The organism is Burkholderia sp. IDO3, assembly GCF_003366075.1.
GTDB lineage: Bacteria > Pseudomonadota > Gammaproteobacteria > Burkholderiales > Burkholderiaceae > Burkholderia > Burkholderia anthina.
Map to the genome: position 1 here is coordinate 184,101 of NZ_CP028963.1, position 19,071 is coordinate 203,171.

20 protein-coding genes are annotated in these 19,071 nt (G+C 67.3%); 18 read left to right on the plus strand and 2 right to left on the minus strand.

The features are described 5' to 3' along the window. Nucleotides 1-14 precede the first annotated feature (14 nt). The gene (locus DCN14_RS15235; RefSeq protein WP_096506662.1) at nucleotides 15-848 is read left to right on the plus strand and encodes a Cof-type HAD-IIB family hydrolase; all 834 of its coding nucleotides are present in this window, start codon (nucleotides 15-17) and stop codon (nucleotides 846-848) included. A gap of 105 nt (nucleotides 849-953) precedes the next feature. Here the strand turns inward: DCN14_RS15235 and aqpZ are convergent, their stop codons facing one another. Next, nucleotides 954-1,697 (minus strand): aquaporin Z, encoded by a 744-nt coding sequence (aqpZ, locus tag DCN14_RS15240; protein ID WP_096506661.1) that lies wholly within the window; start codon nucleotides 1,695-1,697, stop codon nucleotides 954-956. A 300-nt stretch (nucleotides 1,698-1,997) separates the two neighbouring features. On the opposite strand from aqpZ, the gene DCN14_RS15245 reads away from it, so the two are divergent. Next, entirely contained in the window at nucleotides 1,998-2,294 is a 297-nt protein-coding gene (locus DCN14_RS15245; RefSeq protein ID WP_096506660.1) for an H-NS histone family protein, read from the plus strand. Nucleotides 2,295-2,395: 101 nt separating this feature from the next. Here the strand turns inward: DCN14_RS15245 and DCN14_RS15250 are convergent, their stop codons facing one another. Further along, nucleotides 2,396-3,460 (minus strand): glycosyltransferase family 4 protein, encoded by a 1,065-nt coding sequence (locus DCN14_RS15250; RefSeq protein WP_096506659.1) that lies wholly within the window; start codon nucleotides 3,458-3,460, stop codon nucleotides 2,396-2,398. A 665-nt stretch (nucleotides 3,461-4,125) separates the two neighbouring features. Between DCN14_RS15250 and flhD the strand changes: the two genes are divergently transcribed. From flhD to DCN14_RS15335, 16 genes are all read left to right on the plus strand, one after another. Next, the gene (gene flhD / locus DCN14_RS15260; protein ID WP_096506658.1) at nucleotides 4,126-4,446 is read left to right on the plus strand and encodes a flagellar transcriptional regulator FlhD; all 321 of its coding nucleotides are present in this window, start codon (nucleotides 4,126-4,128) and stop codon (nucleotides 4,444-4,446) included. Nucleotides 4,447-4,538: 92 nt separating this feature from the next. Beyond that, the gene (gene flhC, locus DCN14_RS15265; protein ID WP_096506657.1) at nucleotides 4,539-5,093 is read left to right on the plus strand and encodes a flagellar transcriptional regulator FlhC; all 555 of its coding nucleotides are present in this window, start codon (nucleotides 4,539-4,541) and stop codon (nucleotides 5,091-5,093) included. Between the two features lie 177 nt (nucleotides 5,094-5,270). Beyond that, nucleotides 5,271-6,131, plus strand: a complete 861-nt coding sequence (motA, locus tag DCN14_RS15270) for a flagellar motor stator protein MotA (RefSeq protein ID WP_096509040.1) — start codon at nucleotides 5,271-5,273, stop codon at nucleotides 6,129-6,131. Nucleotides 6,132-6,144: 13 nt separating this feature from the next. Next, complete coding sequence (gene motB, locus DCN14_RS15275) at nucleotides 6,145-7,164, plus strand: flagellar motor protein MotB (protein ID WP_096509041.1); 1,020 nt, start codon at nucleotides 6,145-6,147, stop codon at nucleotides 7,162-7,164. Nucleotides 7,165-7,271: 107 nt separating this feature from the next. Further along, nucleotides 7,272-7,649, plus strand: coding sequence for a response regulator (locus DCN14_RS15280; RefSeq protein ID WP_096509042.1), 378 nt, complete (start codon nucleotides 7,272-7,274; stop codon nucleotides 7,647-7,649). Between the two features lie 33 nt (nucleotides 7,650-7,682). Next, on the plus strand, nucleotides 7,683-9,884 hold the full coding sequence (cheA, locus tag DCN14_RS15285) for a chemotaxis protein CheA (RefSeq protein WP_096509043.1): 2,202 nt from the start codon (nucleotides 7,683-7,685) through the stop codon (nucleotides 9,882-9,884). A 48-nt stretch (nucleotides 9,885-9,932) separates the two neighbouring features. Continuing rightward, the gene (cheW, locus tag DCN14_RS15290) at nucleotides 9,933-10,448 is read left to right on the plus strand and encodes a chemotaxis protein CheW (protein ID WP_096509044.1); all 516 of its coding nucleotides are present in this window, start codon (nucleotides 9,933-9,935) and stop codon (nucleotides 10,446-10,448) included. Nucleotides 10,449-10,485: 37 nt separating this feature from the next. After that, a complete protein-coding gene (locus tag DCN14_RS15295) occupies nucleotides 10,486-12,414 on the plus strand; it encodes a methyl-accepting chemotaxis protein (protein ID WP_115531414.1) in 1,929 nt (642 codons plus the stop codon). A gap of 3 nt (nucleotides 12,415-12,417) precedes the next feature. Beyond that, on the plus strand, nucleotides 12,418-13,395 hold the full coding sequence (locus tag DCN14_RS15300) for a CheR family methyltransferase (RefSeq protein ID WP_096509062.1): 978 nt from the start codon (nucleotides 12,418-12,420) through the stop codon (nucleotides 13,393-13,395). Continuing rightward, nucleotides 13,392-14,120: a chemoreceptor glutamine deamidase CheD gene (cheD, locus tag DCN14_RS15305; RefSeq protein WP_115531415.1), complete on the plus strand. Its 729-nt coding sequence runs from the start codon at nucleotides 13,392-13,394 to the stop codon at nucleotides 14,118-14,120. The genes DCN14_RS15300 and cheD overlap by 4 nt, the downstream gene beginning before the upstream one ends. Further along, nucleotides 14,117-15,208 carry a chemotaxis response regulator protein-glutamate methylesterase gene (locus DCN14_RS15310; RefSeq protein WP_115531416.1) on the plus strand — a complete coding sequence of 364 codons (1,092 nt, stop codon included), beginning with the start codon at nucleotides 14,117-14,119 and terminating at the stop codon, nucleotides 15,206-15,208. Before cheD ends, DCN14_RS15310 begins: the two co-directional genes overlap by 4 nt. Nucleotides 15,209-15,275: 67 nt before the next feature. Then, nucleotides 15,276-15,671, plus strand: coding sequence for a chemotaxis response regulator CheY (cheY, locus tag DCN14_RS15315; protein ID WP_096508167.1), 396 nt, complete (start codon nucleotides 15,276-15,278; stop codon nucleotides 15,669-15,671). A gap of 1 nt (nucleotide 15,672) precedes the next feature. Continuing rightward, nucleotides 15,673-16,404 (plus strand): protein phosphatase CheZ, encoded by a 732-nt coding sequence (gene cheZ / locus DCN14_RS15320; protein ID WP_096508168.1) that lies wholly within the window; start codon nucleotides 15,673-15,675, stop codon nucleotides 16,402-16,404. A gap of 244 nt (nucleotides 16,405-16,648) precedes the next feature. After that, nucleotides 16,649-17,152 carry a DUF2844 domain-containing protein gene (locus tag DCN14_RS15325; RefSeq protein ID WP_096508227.1) on the plus strand — a complete coding sequence of 168 codons (504 nt, stop codon included), beginning with the start codon at nucleotides 16,649-16,651 and terminating at the stop codon, nucleotides 17,150-17,152. A 16-nt stretch (nucleotides 17,153-17,168) separates the two neighbouring features. Further along, nucleotides 17,169-18,425 (plus strand): DUF3443 domain-containing protein, encoded by a 1,257-nt coding sequence (locus tag DCN14_RS15330; protein ID WP_096508169.1) that lies wholly within the window; start codon nucleotides 17,169-17,171, stop codon nucleotides 18,423-18,425. A gap of 142 nt (nucleotides 18,426-18,567) precedes the next feature. Then, entirely contained in the window at nucleotides 18,568-19,065 is a 498-nt protein-coding gene (locus tag DCN14_RS15335) for a VOC family protein (RefSeq protein ID WP_096508170.1), read from the plus strand. Nucleotides 19,066-19,071: the final 6 nt, after the last annotated feature.

Sequence of the window (19,071 nt, forward strand, 5' to 3'; positions counted from 1 at the left end):
TTACCCCGCCCGATATGTACAAAGTCATCGCCACCGATCTCGACGGCACCCTGCTGAACAGCGACCACCAGCTCGATCCGTACACGATCGAGACCGTCCGCCGGCTCGACCGCGACGGCCTGCAGTTCGTGATCGCGACGGGGCGCCATTACGCGGACGTCGCCGGCATCCGCGACGTGCTGGGCATTCGGCCATACCTGATCACGTCGAACGGCGCGCGCGTGCATGCGCCGGACGACACGGCGATCCATGCGCAGGACATCGATCCGGCGATCGTCCGCGGCCTCGTGCAGCCGGGCGTGGTCGGCGCGCACGGGCGCGTGATCGTCAACCTGTTCACCGACCGCGGCTGGCTGATCGATCGCGACGCGCCGCACCTGCTCGAATTCCACCAGGATTCGGGTTTCCGGTACGACGTGATCGACATGGCCGCGCACGACGGCGCCGACATCGCGAAGGTGCTGTATATCGGCGAGCCGGCCGATCTGGCCGTGGTCGCCGAGCAGATGCGCGCGCAGTTCGGCGATGCGCTGTACGTCACGTACTCGCTGCCCGACTGCCTCGAAGTGATGACCGCGAACGTGTCGAAGGGCCGTGCGCTACGGGCGGTGCTGGCGCGGCTCGGCGTCGACGCCGGCCGCTGCATCGCGTTCGGCGACAACATGAACGACATCGATCTGCTCGAAACCGCCGGTCATGCGTTCATGATGAACAACGCGAATCCCGATCTGATCGCGCACCTGCCCCACATCCCGCGCATCGGCAACAACTTCGACGCGGGCGTCGCCCGTCACCTGCGCACGCTGTTCGCGCTCGAGGACACCCTCGACGGCGTCGCCGCTTCCTGAACGGAAATGAAAAACGGGCGCCCAGGGCGCCCGTCGAAATGACCTGCCTCGATATTGTTGGACAGCGTGAGGCTCGCTGCTCTGCTCGCGTGACCCCGTAGTGTTTTATTCGCTTGTGCGAGCGGATGCGGGCAGCAGGTCGACGGTATCGTCGCGCCCGGCGACCAGCGGGTAAATGATCCCGGCGAGCACCGCGCCGATCAGCGGCGCGACCCAGAACAGCCAGAGCTGGCCGATCGCATCGCCGCCGACGAACAGCGCCGGGCCGGTCGAGCGGGCCGGGTTCACCGACGTGTTGGTGACCGGAATCGAGATCAGGTGGATCAGCGTCAGGCACAGCCCGATCGCGATCGGCGCAAAGCCGGCCGGCACACCGCGCTTGTCGGTCGCGCCGAGAATCACGAACAGGAAGAAGCCCGTCATCACGACTTCGCAAATGAACGCCGCGCCGAGCGAGTAGTGGCCGGGCGAGCGATCGCCGAAGCCGTTCGTCGCAAAACCGCTGCTGACGACGTCGAAGCCCGGCTTGCCGGAAGCAATCAGATACAGCACGAACGCGCCGATCGTGGCGCCGACGACTTGCGCGACGATGTACGGTGCGAGATCGCGCGCCGGGAAGCGGCCGGCGACCGTCAGGCCGACGCTCACGGCCGGATTCAAATGACAACCCGAAATATGGCCGATCGCGAATGCCATCGTCAGCACGGTCAGGCCGAATGCAAGGGCGACGCCGGCAAAGCCGATGCCGAGGCCCGGAAAGGCGGCAGCCAGCACGGCGCTTCCGCACCCGCCGAGCACCAGCCAGAACGTGCCGAATACCTCTGCAGCCAGACGCTGAGAAAGATTCATGTAAGGACCTCGTTCGAGTGGATTGATGACAGTCGGACGACGCGTTGAATAATCTCATCGCCCGGATTCGGTCTGGATTATAGGAAATGAATCGGCTCGGTGAGGGTCAACGATTGTTAAATTTGAATGGCTGACGAATGGCTCTTATTAGAATAAGTCCGCATTCTCGATATAGCCGAATCGGTTAAAAATGACAGCATTAATTTCGAAGGGCAGCGCGTCAGTGCAGATGACGTAACAGGTGTCGATGTTCCGGCCGGACTCGCCGGAACCGCATCATCGAAAAAGGGGAGTCGAAAAGTGTCTCAATACGCGAAACTCAAGGCGCAGATCGCGGATCTGCAGGCCCAGGCGGAAGACGTGCGGCGTCAGGAAGTGGCGGCGGTGATTGCCGACGTCCAGCGAATGATTGCCGAATATGGCCTCACGGCCCAGGATCTGGGCTTCTCGGAGCGAGCGCGACGCGGCCGGCCGCCGAAAAAGGCGCCGCTGCCGCCGAAATACCAGGATCCGAAGACGGGTGCGACCTGGAGCGGACGCGGCAAGCCGCCGAATTGGATCGCCGGGAAAAACCGCGATCGTTTCCTGATCGAATGACCTGTAAAAAAGAAAAAGCCGCATCGACGATGCGGCTCTTTGGTTTTACGCACCGAATTTCGGCGCGAACTTTACAGAATATTTCCCGATGAGTTTCGGCGTCAGGCGCTCGCGACCCGGCGCAAGGCCGGTTGTTTTGCCGCCGTGCAAAGCGATTCGTAAGTTTCGACATAACGTCGCGCCATCGCTTTCGCGCTGAAACGCGTGTCGAAGCGTGCACGAATCGCGTCGCGCGACAGGCTGTCGATCCGGTGCAGCGCACCGACCGCGCCCTGCACGTCCTCGACGATGAAGCCGGTTACGCCGTCCTCGATCACCTCCGGCACCGAGCCGCGGTTGAACGCCACGACCGGCGTGCCGCAAGCCATCGCTTCGATCATCACCAGCCCGAACGGCTCCGGCCAGTCGATCGGGAACAGCAACGCCTTCGCGCCCGACAGGAACGCCGGCTTCTGCGCTTCGTTGATCTCGCCGATGAATTCGACATGCGCTTCGCCGAGCAGCGGCTCGATCACTTCCTTGAAGTAGTCGGCGTCGGCCTTGTCGACCTTCGCGGCGATCTTCAGCGGCAGCCCGCTTTGCGCGGCGATCCGGATCGCGGTGTCGACGCGCTTTTCGGGACAGATCCGGCCGAGGAACGCGAGATATTCGGGCTTCACGCCGGGCTGCGGCGTGAGCAGCGTGTCGGGCAGCCCGTGATACACGGTGCCGGCCCACGCGGCTTGCGGCAGCGGCTTGCGCTGCGAGTTCGAGATCGACACGACCGGCGATTCCGGAAACGCGTCGAACACCGGCTGCAGCTCCGGCAGGTCGAGGCGGCCGTGCAGCGTCGTCACGTACGGGGTGTCGAGACGCGACATCAGCGCGAACGGCAGGTAGTCGAGGTGGAAGTGCAGCACGTCGAATTCGTGCGCGACGCGGGCCACCTGCTCGATGAGCCGCATATGGGGCGCCATCGAATCGCGAATCGACGGGTCGAGCCGCAGTGCGCGCGGCCACGCCGCCTCGAGACGGGCGGACGTGACGGAGTCGCCGCTGGCGAACAGCGTCACGTCGTGGCCGAGCTCGACGAGCGCCTCGGTGAGGTAGGACACGACACGCTCGGTGCCGCCGTAGAGCTTCGGCGGGACAGCTTCGTAAAGCGGCGCGATCTGGGCAATACGCATGGGCGTTCTCCAGTGTCGACCAGCGTGAGCGCTCGAGTGCGTGTGCTGGTCCGATGCAAGGGTTTCGGAACTCGCCGACGCACGCTTTGTGCGGTACGTGGCCCGGTTCGTGGCGCGGTGCGCGGGACGTCGGGCGGCAAGCTGCGGGGCGGGCCGGCGCGGCTCACGCCGCCGCCCATTGGAGTCCATTATCGATATCGCCTTCCGGGGTTCGAGTGTTTTTTCAAACACTTAAGGCTTGTTACACGATGAAATACGCGAAAACCCCGATAAAAAGGGCGCATAAACACGAAGCGAGACGGACGCAACTATTGTTGCGCTATCGTGAAAAAGCACTATAATTTTTACCGATTCACTCGCCGGCAGCCTTGCCGGACGGTCTTTCGCCGAATTCGCCCGATGCCGAAACCCATTCGGTCGAATCCGCGCCCAACGCGCCCCGCCGCTTTCTTCCTTTCAATTCGCCTTGTCGGAAAAATTCCTACACGGTTTACAGACAAATCCTGCATGGCATACGCCACTTCGCTGATACCGGCATAAATGCCGTTTGGCCAAAATTCGCCCTGTAAGACTATAAACGTGCCGATCCGGCGCCGAGGGCGACGTGATCGAGCAAACGTTTTCATAACACGAAAGGCCAAAGCAAAGTTTTTAACGGGGGAATCATGAGCGCTACCAGCGAAATGCTCAGTGAGATCAAAGAGGTCAATCTGTCGTACCTCCTCCTCGCGCAGCGCCTGCTGCGGGAAGACAAAGCGATGGGCATGTTCCGCATGGGAATCTCGCAGGAACTGGCCGATGTGCTCGCGAACCTCACGCTCGCCCAGACGGTGAAGCTCGCCGCGTCGAACCAGATGCTGTGCCGTTTCCGCTTCGACGATCACGCGTTGCTGGCCTCGCTCGCCGACAAAGGGCGCAGCGACGTCGTCACGCACGCGCACTCGGCCATCCTGATGGCCGGACAGCCGGTCGAAAGCATCCGCTGATCCTCCCCGCCTTGCGTTCGTCCCGGCGTAGCGCGCCGGCGGGCGGCGTATTGGCCATTCTCCGAACAACGTCACGCGGACGGTTATTCACCATGGCAAGCAAAAGCGTCGTGATCGAGGTGAAGGAAATCACCCTCGCCATCGAACTGATCGAACTGGGCGCCCGGCTGCAGCTGCTGGAGGCGGAGACGAGCCTGTCGCGCGACCGCCTGATCAAGCTGTACAAGGAACTGAAGGGCGTATCGCCGCCCAAGGGGATGCTGCCGTTCTCGACCGACTGGTTCATGACGTGGCAGCCGAACATCCACTCGTCGCTGTTCTACAACATCTACCGGTTCATGCAGGACCACGGTCGCTGCGAGCCGATCCAGTCGATCGTGAAGGCGTACCGGCTGTATCTGGAACACGTGAGCCTGTCCGGCGACGAGGCTGCGCTGAGCCTCACGCGCGCGTGGACGCTCGTGCGCTTCTTCGACTCGGGGATGCTGCAGACGACCCCGTGCACGCGCTGCGGCGGCCACTTCGTCGCGCATGCGCATGATCCGCATCAAGGTTTCGTCTGCGGCCTGTGCCAGCCGCCGTCGCGCGCGGGCAAGACCCGCAAGGCCGCCGCCGCACGCGCGGAGCTGGCCGCCGCGGCCGCCTGAGCGCCGCCGGGCGCGGGGCGGGCGGGAGCCACCCGGCTCCGCGCGCCCCGCGAACCGGCCGGGATTGCTGGTAAACACCGCCGCGCCGCCGCCCCACGGCCGCCAAAGTTTTCCTGACGACTGCCGTAAACCTGTTTAACGGCGGTCTCCCCGCCGGTCTTTCGTGAGGGACAGGCAGTGCTGATTATCGTGGGAACACTCGTGACGCTGTTGTCCGTCTTCGGCGGTTATGCGCTGGCAGGCGGGCACCTGGGCGCACTGGTCCAGCCGCTCGAGATCCTGATGATCGTGGGCGCGGGCGTCGGCGCATTCGTCCTCGGCAACGGCATGAAGACCATCAAGGCGACGCTGCGCGTGCTCCCGACGCTCTTCAAGAGCTCGAAGTACACGAAGGACGTCTACATGGAGCTGATGGCGCTCTTGTACGTCGTGCTCGCGAAGGCGCGCAAGGAAGGCACGCTGACGCTCGAGGCCGACATCGACGATCCGGACAAGAGCCCGATCTTCACGCAATACCCGAAGATCCTCGCCGATCGCCACATCGTCGAATTCCTGACCGACTACCTGCGCCTGATGGTGGGCGGCAACATGAATGCGTTCGAGATCGAGAGCCTGATGGACGAGGAGATCGAGACGCACCACGCGGAAGGCGAAGCGCCCGCGCACGCGCTGATGCGCGTCGGCGACGCGATGCCGGCGTTCGGGATCGTCGCGGCCGTGATGGGCGTCGTGCACACGATGGCGTCGGCCGACAAGCCGCCCGCGGTGCTCGGCGCGATGATCGCGCAGGCGCTGGTCGGCACGTTCCTCGGGATACTGCTGTCGTACGGGCTGATCGGGCCGCTCGCGAGCCTCGCGGAGCAGCGCGTCGCCGAATCGACCAAGATGTTCCAGTGCATCAAGGTGACGATCCTCGCGAGCCTGAACGGCTATGCGCCGGCGATCGCGGTCGAGTTCGGCCGCAAGGTGCTGTTCTCGACCGAGCGTCCGTCGTTTGCCGAGCTCGAAGAGCACGTGCGCCGCGTGAAGGCGAAGTGACGCGGAGCGCCCGATGAGCAAGAACACGGATCGCGCGATCGTCGTGAAGCGGGTGGCGCCGCAGAAGAAGGGCCATCACGGCGGCGCATGGAAGCTCGCGTATGCGGATTTCATGACCGCGATGATGGCGTTCTTCCTGCTGATGTGGCTGCTGGGCTCGGTCACGCCGGTGCAATTGAAAGGAATCGCCGACTACTTCAACACGCCGCTGAAGGCCGCGCTGTTCGGCAGCGGCGATCGCAGCGCGCAGGAAGCCAGCATCATCAACGGCGGAGGGCGCGACCTGTCGAGCCTCGACGCGGGCACGCTGCGCCGCACGGACGGCACGACGCCGCTCGCGGAGCGCGTCGCGAAGCCGATCGACGAGCAGTCGCGCGCGCAGGCGCAGGGTGCGCTCGAGCGGCTCGAGCAGGCGCGCCTGCACGATCTGCAGATCAAGCTGATGGCGGCGATCGAGGCGAACCCGACGCTGCGCCAGTTCAAGCAGCAGATCCGCATCGATTCGACGCTGATGGGCTTGCGCATCGAGATCGTCGATACGCAGAAGCGGCCGATGTTCGCGATGTCGAGCGACCAGGTCGAGCCGTACATGCGCGACATCCTGCGCGAGATCGGCAAGACGCTGAACGACGTGCCGAACCGGATCATCGTCCAGGGCCACACCGACGCGGTGCCGTACGCGGGCGGCGAAGGCGGCTACAGCAACTGGGAGTTGTCCGCCGACCGTGCGAACGCGTCGCGCCGCGAGCTGATCGCGGGCGGCATGGACGAGGCGAAGGTGATGCGCGTGCTCGGCCTTGCATCGACGCAGAACCTGAACAAGGCCGATCCGCTCGATCCGGAAAACCGCCGGATCAGCGTGATCGTGCTGAACCGCAAATCCGAAGACGCGCTGATGCGCGACGACCAGACGACCACGACGCTGTCGGCCGACGCGGCGGGCTCGAAGCTGCTGGCGCAGCAGCTCGGCGGCCCGTCGGCGGCGGCGCGACCGGTGCTCGCGAGCGCCGTCGCCGTGGTGCCGAAACCCTGACGTTTCCCCGATGCCGAGACACGCATGAAACAACCCTCACGCCCACTTTGTCCGCTGCCCCCCGAGGGGGCTGTCAGCCACCCTGGAGCGGCTCCGCGGAGGCTGACATGATCCGGACCATTCTCGCCATCGACGACTCCGCGACCATGCGTGCGCTGCTGCAGGCGACGCTTGCGCAGGCGGGCTACGACGTGACGGTGGCGCCGGACGGCGAAGCCGGCTTCGACATGGCCGCCACCGTCGCGTACGACCTGGTGCTGACCGACCAGAACATGCCGCGCAAGAACGGGCTCGAAGTGATCGCCGCGCTGCGCAAGCTCACCGCGTACGCGGACACGCCGATCCTCGTGCTGACGACCGAAGGCAGCGACGCCTTCAAGAACGCCGCGCGCGACGCGGGCGCGACCGGCTGGATCGAAAAGCCGATCGACCCGGCCGTGCTGGTCGATCTCGTCGCGACGCTCTCCGAGCCGGCGGCGTCCTGACATGAATGCGACGAACCCAACCGGTGACCGGGCATGACTCTCGACATCACGCAGTTCTACCAGACCTTTTTCGACGAAGCGGACGAGCTGCTCGCGCAGATGGAGCAGTTGCTGCTGAACCTCGACGTCGGCTCGCCCGATCCCGAGGATCTCGCCGCGATCTTCCGCGCCGCGCATTCGATCAAGGGCGGCGCGGCGACGTTCGGCTTTTCCGCGCTGACCGAGACGACGCACATCCTCGAATCGCTGCTCGACCGCGCGCGCAACCATGAGCTGACGCTGACCAAGGAAATGGTCGACGCGTTCCTCGAGACCAAGGACGTGCTGTCCGACCAGCTCGTCGACTATCGAGCGAGCGCCGAACCGGACGCGGCGGCTGCCGCGGCGATCTGCGCGAAGCTCGAACGGCTGAAGGCCGAGAGCGGCGCGGGGGCATCCGGTGCGGCGCCGGCCGCGCCCGCCGTCGCTGCGGTCGCACCGGCACCTGCACCGGCCGTCACCGGTGGCGCGCCCGATCACGTGGTCGAGCAGGCCGTCGCGGCCGCGCATCCGGCGGCCGACACGATCGATGCCGCCGGCGCCGCCGAAGACGGCCCGCACCTGAAGATCACGCTGAAGGGCGTCGACGCGAAAGACCAGGCGCTGCTCACCGAAGAGCTCGGCAATCTCGGCGTGATCGTCGGCCGCGAGGAAGCGGGGGGCGACCTGACGCTGTGGCTCGAATCGGACGTGCCGTCCGACGATATCGTCGCCGTGTGCTGCTTCGTGATCGACGACAGCCAGATCCGCGTTGCACGCGGCACCGCACCCGCCGCACCCGCCGCAGCGCCGGCCGAGGCCGTAGCGTCCGAACCCGCCGCGCGGGTCGAGGTGTTCGCACCGGCCGCCGCCGTGCCGCAATCGCCGGCGCCCGCCGCCGCGGAACCGGTGCAGTCGGCACAACCGGCACCGCACGCGGAACCCGCCGCATCGGCCGCCGCGCACCACGACGACAAGCGCGCGCGCCCGGCCGCCGCGGCCGCATCGGGCGCCGAAGGCAGTTCGATCCGCGTGGGTGTCGAGAAGGTCGACCAACTGATCAACCTCGTCGGCGAGCTCGTGATCACGCAGGCGATGCTGGCGGAAACGGCCAGCGCGTTCGATCCGGCGCTGCACGATCGCCTGTTCAACGGCATGGCGCAGCTCGAGCGCAACGCGCGCGATCTGCAGGAAGCGGTGATGTCGATCCGGATGATGCCGATGGACTACGTGTTCAGCCGCTTCCCGCGGCTCGTGCGCGACCTCGCCGGCAAGCTCGGCAAGCAGGTCGAGCTCGTCACGTTCGGCCAGGCGACCGAGCTCGACAAGAGCCTGATCGAGCGGATCATCGATCCGCTCACGCACCTCGTGCGCAACAGCCTCGACCACGGGATCGAGACGGTCGACAAGCGCGTGGCCGCCGGCAAGGATGCGGTCGGCCAGCTCGTGCTGTCGGCCGCGCATCACGGCGGCAACATCGTGATCGAAGTCAGCGACGACGGCGCGGGCCTGAACCGCGAACGCATTCTCGCGAAAGCCGCGAAACAGGGCATGCAGGTGCCCGACAGCATCAGCGACGAAGAGGTGTGGAACCTGATCTTCGCGCCGGGCTTCTCGACCGCCGAGACGGTGACCGACGTGTCGGGCCGCGGCGTCGGGATGGACGTCGTGAAGCGCAACATCCAGTCGATGGGCGGTCACGTCGAGATCACGTCGCAGGCCGGCCGCGGCACGACCACGCGGATCGTGCTGCCGCTCACGCTCGCGATCCTCGACGGGATGTCGGTGAAGGTCGGCGGCGAGATCTTCATCCTGCCGCTGAACTTCGTGATGGAGTCGCTGCAGCCGTCGATCGACGACATCTACACGGTCGGCAACGGCGAGCGCGTGGTGCGCGTGCGCGGCGAATACCTGCCGCTCGTCGCGCTGCACGAAGTGTTCTCGGTCGAGGACGCGCGCACCGACCCGACCCAGGGGATCGTCACGATCATGGAAACCGAGGGGCGCCGCTTCGCGATGCTGATCGACGAGCTGGTCGGCCAGCAGCAGGTGGTCGTGAAGAACCTCGAAACCAACTACCGCAAGGTGCACGGCATCTCGGCGGCGACCATCCTGGGCGACGGCAGCGTCGCGCTGATCGTCGACGTCGCGGCGCTGAACCGCGAAACCCGTGCGATGCACGGCGCCCGAGCCGGCGCCGAGCTCGCGATCTTCTGACTCTCGCCATTCAACCCATCGGGGGCAAACGTGTCTGCTGAAGTCCAAATGATCAATCCGGCCGCGGCGAACGCGGCCAGCAGCCGCCGCGACGCCGGGCAAGGCGATGCGACGGGCCAGGAATTCCTCGTGTTCACGCTCGGCGACGAGGAATACGGGATCGACATCCTGAAGGTGCAGGAAATCCGCGGCTACGAGAGCGTCACGCGCATCGCGAACGCGCCGGATTTCATCAAGGGCGTGATCAACCTGCGCGGCATCATCGTGCCGATCGTCGACATGCGGATCAAGTTCCATCTGGGCCGCGTCGAGTACGACCACCAGACCGTCGTGATCATCCTGAACGTCGCGCATCGCGTGGTCGGGATGGTGGTCGACGGCGTGTCGGACGTGCTCACGCTGCAGGCCGACCAGATCATGCCGGCGCCGGAATTCGGCGCGACGCTGACGACCGAGTACCTGACGGGCCTCGGCACGGTCGACGGCCGGATGCTGATCCTGATGGACATCGAGAAGCTGATGTCGAGCCGGGAAATGGCGTTGATCGAAGCGATTGGCGCGTAAGCGCGCCGCGCGCGCAGGAACTTCGGGAGAATCCGCAATGTTGCATAACTGGTCGATCCGCACGACGCTCACGGCGGTCGGACTCATCCTCGTGTGCCTGGCTGCCGCGGTCGGCGGGCTCGGCCTCTACGCGCTCAATCACGCGAGCCGCTCGCTCGACGAGATCGCGCACGTCGACCTGCCGGCGATCCACGCGCTCGACGATACGTCGTCGTACCTGCTGCGCGCACGCGTGTCGCTCGACCGCTTCCGTTCGCTGACCGAGGCCGGCAACACGGCCGAGGCCGGCAAGGTGCTCGACCGCGCGCAGGTGCTCTACACGAAGTCGAACGAGAACTGGCAGGCGTTCCAGACGACGCCGAAGCCCGGTGTCGACCAGGCGCTCGTCGACGCGCTTTCCACGCGCTACACGGCGCTCGTGAAGGAAGGCGTCGAGCCGGAATTCGCGGCCGCGCGCGCGGGCGACATGACCGCGTACCACGCGGTCGCCGACACCCGGATCAGCCCGATGTTCGTCGCCTACGACCAGGCCGCGTCGGCCGTGATCGCATCGCTGCAAAAGCGCGCGAACGAGCGCCAGGCGACGACGCAGTCGCAGATTTCGCTGATGATCGGCCTGATCGCGGCCGGCATCGCGATCGCGTTCGTCGTCGTGATCGCGATCCGCTTCGCGCTGCGCGGGCTGATCGTGAAGCCGCTCGAGGATGCGATCGCGCACTTCGAGCGCATCGCCGGCGGCGACCTCACGCAACCGGTGAACGTGTTCAGCAAGAACGAGATCGGCCGCCTGTTCGGCGGCATCAAGCGGATGCAGGACGCCGTGACGACGATGGTGCAGGCCGTGCATCGCGGCACCGAGTCGATCGACGTCGGCGCGCGCGAGATCTCGACCGGCAACACCGACCTGTCGCAACGTACCGAAGAGCAGGCCGCATCGCTGCAGGAAACCGCATCGAGCATGGAGCAGCTGACCGGCACCGTGCGGCAGAACGCGGAGAACGCGCGGCAGGCGAGCCAGCTCGCGGTGAATGCATCCGACATCGCGACGCAGGGCGGCGAGGTGGTCGGCCAGGTCGTGTCGACGATGCAGGACATCGCGGCGAGCTCGGGCAAGGTCGTCGACATCATCGGCACGATCGAGGGCATCGCGTTCCAGACCAACATCCTCGCGCTGAACGCGGCGGTCGAAGCCGCGCGCGCGGGCGAGCAGGGCCGCGGCTTCGCGGTGGTCGCGGGCGAAGTGCGCTCGCTCGCGCAGCGCAGCGCGAGCGCCGCGAAGGAAATCAAGCAACTGATCGGCGATTCGGCCGGGAAGGTCGAAAGCGGGTCGGCGCTCGTCGCGCGCGCCGGCTCGACGATGGACGAGATCGTCCAGGCCGTGCGCCGCGTCACCGACATCATGGGCGAGATCAGCGCCGCGTCGGACGAGCAGTCGACCGGCATCGAGCAGGTCAATCGCGCGGTTGGTCAGATGGATTCGGTCACGCAGCAGAACGCGGCGCTCGTCGAGCAGGCTGCTGCGGCGGCGGCGTCGCTCGAGGAACAGACGCGCCAGATGAAGTCGGTCGTGTCGAGCTGGCGCGTCACGGGCGGCATCGCGCTCGCGCCGTCGCGCGGCGCCGTGCGCCCGGCCGCGGCGCCTGCGCTGCCGTCGGCAAGCCGTTACGAAACCGCGCCGGCACTGCCGGCGCCGCAGGCCGCCGCCCAGCCCGCGCGCCGCGCGGCGCCGGCTTCGCCGGCGGCGGGCCCGGCCGCGAGCCACGAACCGAAGCGCGCGGCCGATAGCGGCGCGCGCACGCGGAAGGACGCGCCGGCCGCGAGCGGCTACGGCCCGCGTCTGTCGAAGACGGCCGCCGCGGCGCCCAAGGCGGCCGACAAGCCCGCGCTGCTGCGTCCGGCGCTGAACGGCGAGAAGCCGGCGCTGGCCGCCGCCGGCACGTCCGACGACGACTGGGAGACCTTCTAAGCCATGTCGGCCGCGCGCGCACCGTTTCGACCCGATGCACCGGACGCCTCGCCTCGCGCGGGCGAGCCGGGGCGCGACTTCGCGTTCACCGGCGCGGATTTCGCACGCATCCGCGCGCTGATTCATCAACGCGCGGGGATCTCGCTGTCCGAGCACAAGCGCGACATGGCGTACAGCCGTCTCGCGCGCCGGCTGCGCGCCCGCGGGCTCGACACGTTTCGCGACTACCTCGACCTGCTCGAACAGGAGAACGATCCGCTCGAGTGGGAAGCGTTCACCAACGCGCTGACGACGAACCTGACCGCGTTCTTCCGCGAGTCGCACCATTTTCCGATCCTCGCGGATTTCGTGAAGGGCCGCGCGGCACCGGTGTCGGTGTGGTGCTCGGCGGCGTCGACCGGCGAAGAGCCGTATTCGATCGCGATCACGCTGATCGAGGCGCTCGGCGAATCGGCCGCGCGCGGCGCATCGATCCTCGCGACCGACCTCGACACGCAGGTGCTCGCGAAGGCCGAGGCCGGCATCTATACGTACGACCAGGTCAAGCATCTGGCGCCGGAGCGGCTCAAGCGCTTCTTCCTGAAAGGCACCGGCGCGCAGGCCGGCCGCGTGAAGGTGCGCCCGGAGCTGCGCGCGATGATCCGCTTCGAACAGCTGAACCTGACCGATGCCGACTACGGGATCGCGAAGCCGTTCGACGCGATCTTCTGCCGCAACGTGATGATCTATTTCGACAAGCCGACGCAAGGGCAGGTGCTGTCGCGCTTCGAACCGCTCGTGAAGCCGGGCGGGCTGCTGTTCGCCGGTCATTCGGAAAACTTCACGTACGTCACGCAGGCATTCCGGCTGCGCGGGCAGACGGTGTACGAACTGACGCGCGATGCCGTGCCGGGCACGCGTGCGCGCGGTGTCGCGGCGGTGTCGCCGCGCGCACACGTTCGCGCCGCGGGCGCCGCGCCCGCTTACGGAGACCGCGGATGAGCGCGTTGCCGATCGCGACCAATCGCTACTTCGACAATCACTTCGAACGCCCCGGCGTGAAGCTGTTGCCGAACGAGTTCTACACGACGTCCGAGGACATGGTGCTGATGACCGTGCTTGGCTCGTGCGTCGCCGCCTGCCTGCACGATCCGTTCGCGGGCATCGGCGGGATGAATCACTTCATGTTGCCCGACGACGGCGCCGATGCGGGCGCGGCCGCGTCGGAATCGATGCGCTACGGCGCGTACGCGATGGAAGTGCTGATCAACGAACTGATCAAGGCGGGCGGGCGCCGCGAACGCTTCGAGGCGAAGGTGTTCGGCGGTGCGGCCGTGCTGGCCGGGATGACGACCATCAACATCGGCGATCGCAATGCGGATTTCGTGCGCCGCTATCTCGCGCTGGAGCGCATTCGCATTACCGCGGAGGATCTGCAGGGCGTGCATCCGCGCAAGGTCGCGTTCATGCCGCACACGGGGCGCGCGATGGTGAAGAAGCTGCGGCTGCAGGTGCCGGGCGTGACCGAGCGCGAAGCCGCGGAGGCCAACCGCGTGCGCGCCGCGCGGCCGCGCGCGCACGTCGAGCTGTTCGCGGCGCAGCGGCCGGCCGCGCCGCCGCCGGCGCGTCCGCGCATCGAGCTGTTCGGCGCGCGCGGCGCCGGTGGTGCGCCGGCGACGAGCGCGAATGCCGGCGCGGCCAACCTTTCGAGAAAGCAGGAGGCATGACCGCAGTGCAGAAGATCAAAGTGTTGTGCGTCGACGACTCGGCGCTGATTCGCAGCCTGATGACGGAGATCATCAACAGCCAGCCCGACATGACGGTGTGCGCGACCGCACCCGATCCGCTGGTCGCGCGCGAGCTCATCAAGCAGCACAACCCGGACGTGCTCACGCTGGACGTCGAAATGCCGCGCATGGACGGGCTCGACTTCCTCGAGAAGCTGATGCGGCTGCGGCCGATGCCGGTCGTGATGGTGTCGTCGCTGACCGAGCGCGGCTCGGAGATCACGCTGCGCGCGCTCGAACTCGGCGCGGTGGATTTCGTGACGAAGCCGCGCGTCGGGATCCGCGACGGCATGCTCGACTACGCGGAAAAGCTCGCCGACAAGATTCGCGCGGCGTCGCGCGCCCGCGTGCGGCAGGCGCCGCAGCCGCAGGCCGCCGCGCGCGCGGCGGCCGGCCAGCCGGCTGCGCCGATGATCAACAACCCGCTCGTCAGTACCGAGAAGCTGATCATCATCGGCGCATCGACGGGCGGCACCGAGGCGATCCGCGAAGTGCTGACGCCGCTGCCGCCGGACGCGCCGGCGGTGCTGATCGCGCAGCACATGCCGCCGGGCTTCACGAAATCGTTCGCGCAGCGGCTGAACGGCCTGTGCCGGATCGCGGTGAAGGAAGCCGAGCACGGCGAGCGCGTGCTGCCGGGCCATGCGTACATCGCGCCGGGCCATGCGCACCTGCTGCTCGCGCGCAGCGGGGCGAACTACATCGCGCAGCTGTCGGAGGAGCCGCCGGTGAACCGTCACCGGCCGTCGGTCGACGTGCTGTTCCGCTCGGCGGCGCAGCACGCGGGCAAGAACGCGATCGGCGTGATCCTCACGGGGATGGGGCGCGACGGCGCGGCCGGGCTGCTCGACATGAAGCGCGCGGGCGCCCACACGTTCGCGCAGGACGAGGCGAGCTGCATCGTGTTCGGCATGCCGCGCGAGGCGATCGCGCTCGGCGGCGCGGAAGAGGTGGCGCCGCTTGCGGAGATGAGCCGGCGCGTGATGGCGCGCCTCGCGACGATGGGCGACCGCGTACAGCGGGTCTGAATGAAATGTCACGGGACGCGTGCAAGGTTGCGCGGCCCGACGGTAACGAATCTGCAAAGGAACGACGATGGACAAGAGCATGAAAATCCTGGTGGTGGACGATTTCCCGACGATGCGCCGGATCGTCCGCAACCTGCTCAAGGAACTGGGCTACGCGAACGTCGACGAAGCCGAGGACGGCGCGGCCGGCCTGGCGCGCCTGCGCGGCGGCGGCTTCGACTTCGTGATCTCCGACTGGAACATGCCGAACCTCGACGGCCTCGCGATGCTGAAGGAAATCCGCGGGGACGCGACGCTGTCGCACCTGCCGGTGCTGATGGTCACGGCCGAGTCGAAGAAGGAGAACATCATCGCGGCCGCGCAGGCCGGCGCGAGCGGCTACGTCGTGAAGCCGTTCACGGCCGCGACGCTCGACGAGAAGCTGAACAAGATCATCGACAAGATGGCGAAGGCCGGGAGCTGACGTGAACGAGCCGATTCATGCGGCGCTCGCCGGCGCGGGGTTCGACGCCGACAGCCACGCCGAAGGCGCCGACCTCGCGAGCGACCGCATCCTCGCGCGCATCGGCCAGCTCACGCGCACGCTGCGCGATTCGATGCGCGAGCTCGGGCTCGACAAGCATGTCGAGCGCGCGGCCGAAGCCGTGCCCGACGCGCGCGACCGGCTGCGCTACGTCGCGACGATGACCGAGCAGGCGGCCGAGCGCGTGCTGAACGCGATCGAGATCGCGAAGCCCGTGCAGGAGCGCATCCAGAACGAGGCCGAGGCGCTCGATGCGCGCTGGGCGCAGTGGTACGCGGCGCCGATCGAGCACGCGGAAGTGCGCGAGCTGATGGGCGACACGCGCGCGTTCCTGCACGGCTTGCCCGACGCGACGTCCGCAACCAGCGCGCAGTTGCTCGAGATCATGCTCGCGCAGGACTTCCAGGATCTGACCGGGCAGGTGATCAAGAAGATCATGGACATGGTCTACCTGATCGAGCAGCAACTGCTCACCGTGCTCGTCGAGAACATCGCGCCCGAGCGGCGCGAGCAGTTCGCGGCGACCGCGGCCGCGCTCGCGGCCGAGCACGTGAGCACGACCGGCAGCCCCGAGTCGCTGCTGAACGGGCCGCAGGTCGCGCCCGAAGGCAAGTCCGACGTGGTGCAGGACCAGGCGCAGGTCGACGACCTGCTCGCGAGCCTGGGCTTCTGACCCTGCGGCATCGCGCCGGCCCTCCATATCGTGGAGCGGCCCGGTGCGCATGGCTTTCACGTTTCCCCCGGGCCCGCCGCGAGCGGGCCGCGCTGCGTCGATTTGACACTCGGACACACTCCGCAGGCATACTACGCGTCAGCAGCAACGAAGCGTCATTCTTACGACTTTCATTGGTTGACCTGCGGCGCCGAGCCTGACAGCGGGGCCGACGGCAACGAAGCCAGTCCCTTTGGGGGGGAACGTGAAGCTGAAACGCTTGGGCTGGACCGCCGCGCATGCGGCGGTTGCGATGGGTGTGCTGTGGACCGTCCACGCACAGGCCGAACTGGGCGGCGCGCCGATGTCGCCGCCGGCGGACGATCACGCGGCCACCGTGCGCGCGCTGCAGCGCGCGATGCGCTCGGCCGACGGCGCACAGGCGAGCGCGGCCGCCTATACCGTGCGCGAAATCACGCTCGGATCGGGCACCGTCATCCACGAATACACGTCCGCGGCCGGCACCGTGTTCGGCCTCGCGTGGCGCGGGCCGGCGATGCCGGATCTGGCGTCGCTCCTCGGCAGCTATTTCCCGCAGTACACCGCCGGCGTTCAGGCGGCGCACGCGGCGCGCGGCTGGCGCGCACCGGTGTCCGTCGACACGAGCAATCTCGTGATCCGCACGGGCGGCCACATGGGCGCGTTCGCGGGCCAGGCGTGGCTGCCGACGGCGCTGCCTGCCGGGCTGACCGGCACCGACATCCAGTGACAGCGGGAGAGCGACCTTGCGAATTCCTCGTACATTCAAGCGCTGGCTCGGCCTGCTGAGCCTGGCGGCCGCGACGGCCATGCTCGTGACGGCATGCGGCGGCGGCGACGGCGGCGATAACAACAACAACGGTAACAACGGCAATAACGGCGGCAACGCCGGCGTATCGGACGGCAATACCGCCAATACGGCCGTGATCACCGTCGGCACCGGCGTCGCGCGCGTGATCAACATCCCGACCGTCAGCGTGAAGATCTGCGTGCCCGGCACGTCGAACTGCCAGGTGGTCAACAACGTGCTCGTCGACACGGCGTCGTACGGGCTGCGGCTGGTCGGCAGCGCCGTGTCGGGCGTGCTCGGCAGCCTGCCGCAGGTGACGAGCGGCGGCGCGCCGGTCGCCGAATGCGGCAAGTTCGTGTCCAGCTACACGTGGGGCACGGTGCGTACCGTCGACCTGACGATCGGCTCGGAGCAGGCGGGCTCGCTGCCGGTGCAGATCATCGGCGACCTCGGCACGACCGGCGTACCGAGCTCGTGCACCAACGGCGGAGCGTCGGCGAACTCGGCCAGCGATCTCGGCGCGAACGGCATTCTCGGCATCGGGCCGGCGCCGGTGGACTGCGGCACGAACTGCGCGACGTCGACGTCGGCGACCTACAACAACTACTATGCGTGCCCGAACGGCAATTCGAGCTGTGCGGTTGCGCTGGTGCCGATTGCGCAGCAGGTCGCCAACCCGGTTCATCGTTTCGCGACGGACAACAACGGCGTGATCGTGCAGATGCCGAGCATTTCCAACAGCGGGCAGAGCAGCGCGACCGGCCAGCTGACGTTCGGGATCGGCACGCAGAGCAACAACGCGCTCGCCGCGTCGACGGTGATGACGTCGGCGACGACGGGCGACGTGAGCGCGACGTTCCTCGGCGGCAGCGTGACCGCGTTCTTCGATACGGGCTCGAACGCGTATTTCTTCAGCGACTCGTCGCAGACGAAGTGCTCGACCAACACGCAGTTCTACTGCCCGTCGTCGACGGCGACCTACACGGCGACGCTGACCGGCCAGAACGGGACGACGGGCGGCGTGTCGATGTCGATCCAGAACGCCGATTCGCTGTTCGCGAACCCGTCGACGTTCGCGTTCAACGACATCGCCGGCCCGTTCGGCGCGTCCGGATGGCTCGATCTCGGCATGCCGCACTTCTACGGCAAGACGATCTACTTCGGGATGGACAAGACCGCGAGCGGCGGCGCGGCGCCTTACGTCGCGTTCTGATCGCGCACGCGGCACGGCAGCAAAAGGGGGCGAGCGATCGCCCCTTTTTTATCCCCGGGGCGGCCTCGGGCGGCGTACGGATCCAGCGCCTACGATATAAGACCAGGCACGGATGCCCGCAAGACATCGAGGAGGCAGCATCATGAGCCGGCGCTTTCAACGCATCACGCCGTTCCTGTGGTTCGACCGCGACGCCGAGGCGGCCGCCAACTTCTACGTGTCGGTGTTCGACGACGCGCGCATCGTGCACGTCGCGCGCTACGGCAAGGCCGGTGCCCAGGTGTCCGGGCACGCGGAGGGCGCGGTGATGACCGTGTCGTTCGAGCTCGACGGGGTGGCGTTCCTCGCGCTGAACGGCGGTCCGGCGTTTCCGCTCACGCCGGCCGTGTCGTTCGTGGTGAACTGCCGCGACCAGCACGAGATCGACCGCTACTGGGCGGCGCTGTCCGATGGCGGCGACGAGCGCGCGCAGCGGTGCGGCTGGCTGCGCGACCGCTTCGGCGTGTCGTGGCAGGTCGTGCCGGTGCAGATGTCCGGGTTGATGACGGGCGACCCGGCGCGCGCCGAGCGCGTGATGGCGCAGGTGATGAAGATGAGGAAGCTCGATCTCGGGCTGCTGCAGCAGGCGGCGGCCGGGTAGGAACCG

Coding starts and splice junctions, on each gene's coding strand:
- DCN14_RS15235 (WP_096506662.1), top strand. CDS start 15: ATGTACAAAGTCATCGCCACCGATCTCGACGGCACCCTGCTGAACAGC.
- aqpZ (WP_096506661.1), bottom strand. CDS start 1,697: ATGAATCTTTCTCAGCGTCTGGCTGCAGAGGTATTCGGCACGTTCTGG.
- DCN14_RS15250 (WP_096506659.1), bottom strand. CDS start 3,460: ATGCGTATTGCCCAGATCGCGCCGCTTTACGAAGCTGTCCCGCCGAAG.
- flhD (WP_096506658.1), top strand. CDS start 4,126: ATGAGCGCTACCAGCGAAATGCTCAGTGAGATCAAAGAGGTCAATCTG.
- flhC (WP_096506657.1), top strand. CDS start 4,539: ATGGCAAGCAAAAGCGTCGTGATCGAGGTGAAGGAAATCACCCTCGCC.
- motB (WP_096509041.1), top strand. CDS start 6,145: ATGAGCAAGAACACGGATCGCGCGATCGTCGTGAAGCGGGTGGCGCCG.
- DCN14_RS15280 (WP_096509042.1), top strand. CDS start 7,272: ATGATCCGGACCATTCTCGCCATCGACGACTCCGCGACCATGCGTGCG.
- cheA (WP_096509043.1), top strand. CDS start 7,683: ATGACTCTCGACATCACGCAGTTCTACCAGACCTTTTTCGACGAAGCG.
- cheW (WP_096509044.1), top strand. CDS start 9,933: ATGATCAATCCGGCCGCGGCGAACGCGGCCAGCAGCCGCCGCGACGCC.
- DCN14_RS15295 (WP_115531414.1), top strand. CDS start 10,486: ATGTTGCATAACTGGTCGATCCGCACGACGCTCACGGCGGTCGGACTC.
- DCN14_RS15300 (WP_096509062.1), top strand. CDS start 12,418: ATGTCGGCCGCGCGCGCACCGTTTCGACCCGATGCACCGGACGCCTCG.
- cheD (WP_115531415.1), top strand. CDS start 13,392: ATGAGCGCGTTGCCGATCGCGACCAATCGCTACTTCGACAATCACTTC.
- DCN14_RS15310 (WP_115531416.1), top strand. CDS start 14,117: ATGACCGCAGTGCAGAAGATCAAAGTGTTGTGCGTCGACGACTCGGCG.
- cheY (WP_096508167.1), top strand. CDS start 15,276: ATGGACAAGAGCATGAAAATCCTGGTGGTGGACGATTTCCCGACGATG.
- DCN14_RS15335 (WP_096508170.1), top strand. CDS start 18,568: ATGAGCCGGCGCTTTCAACGCATCACGCCGTTCCTGTGGTTCGACCGC.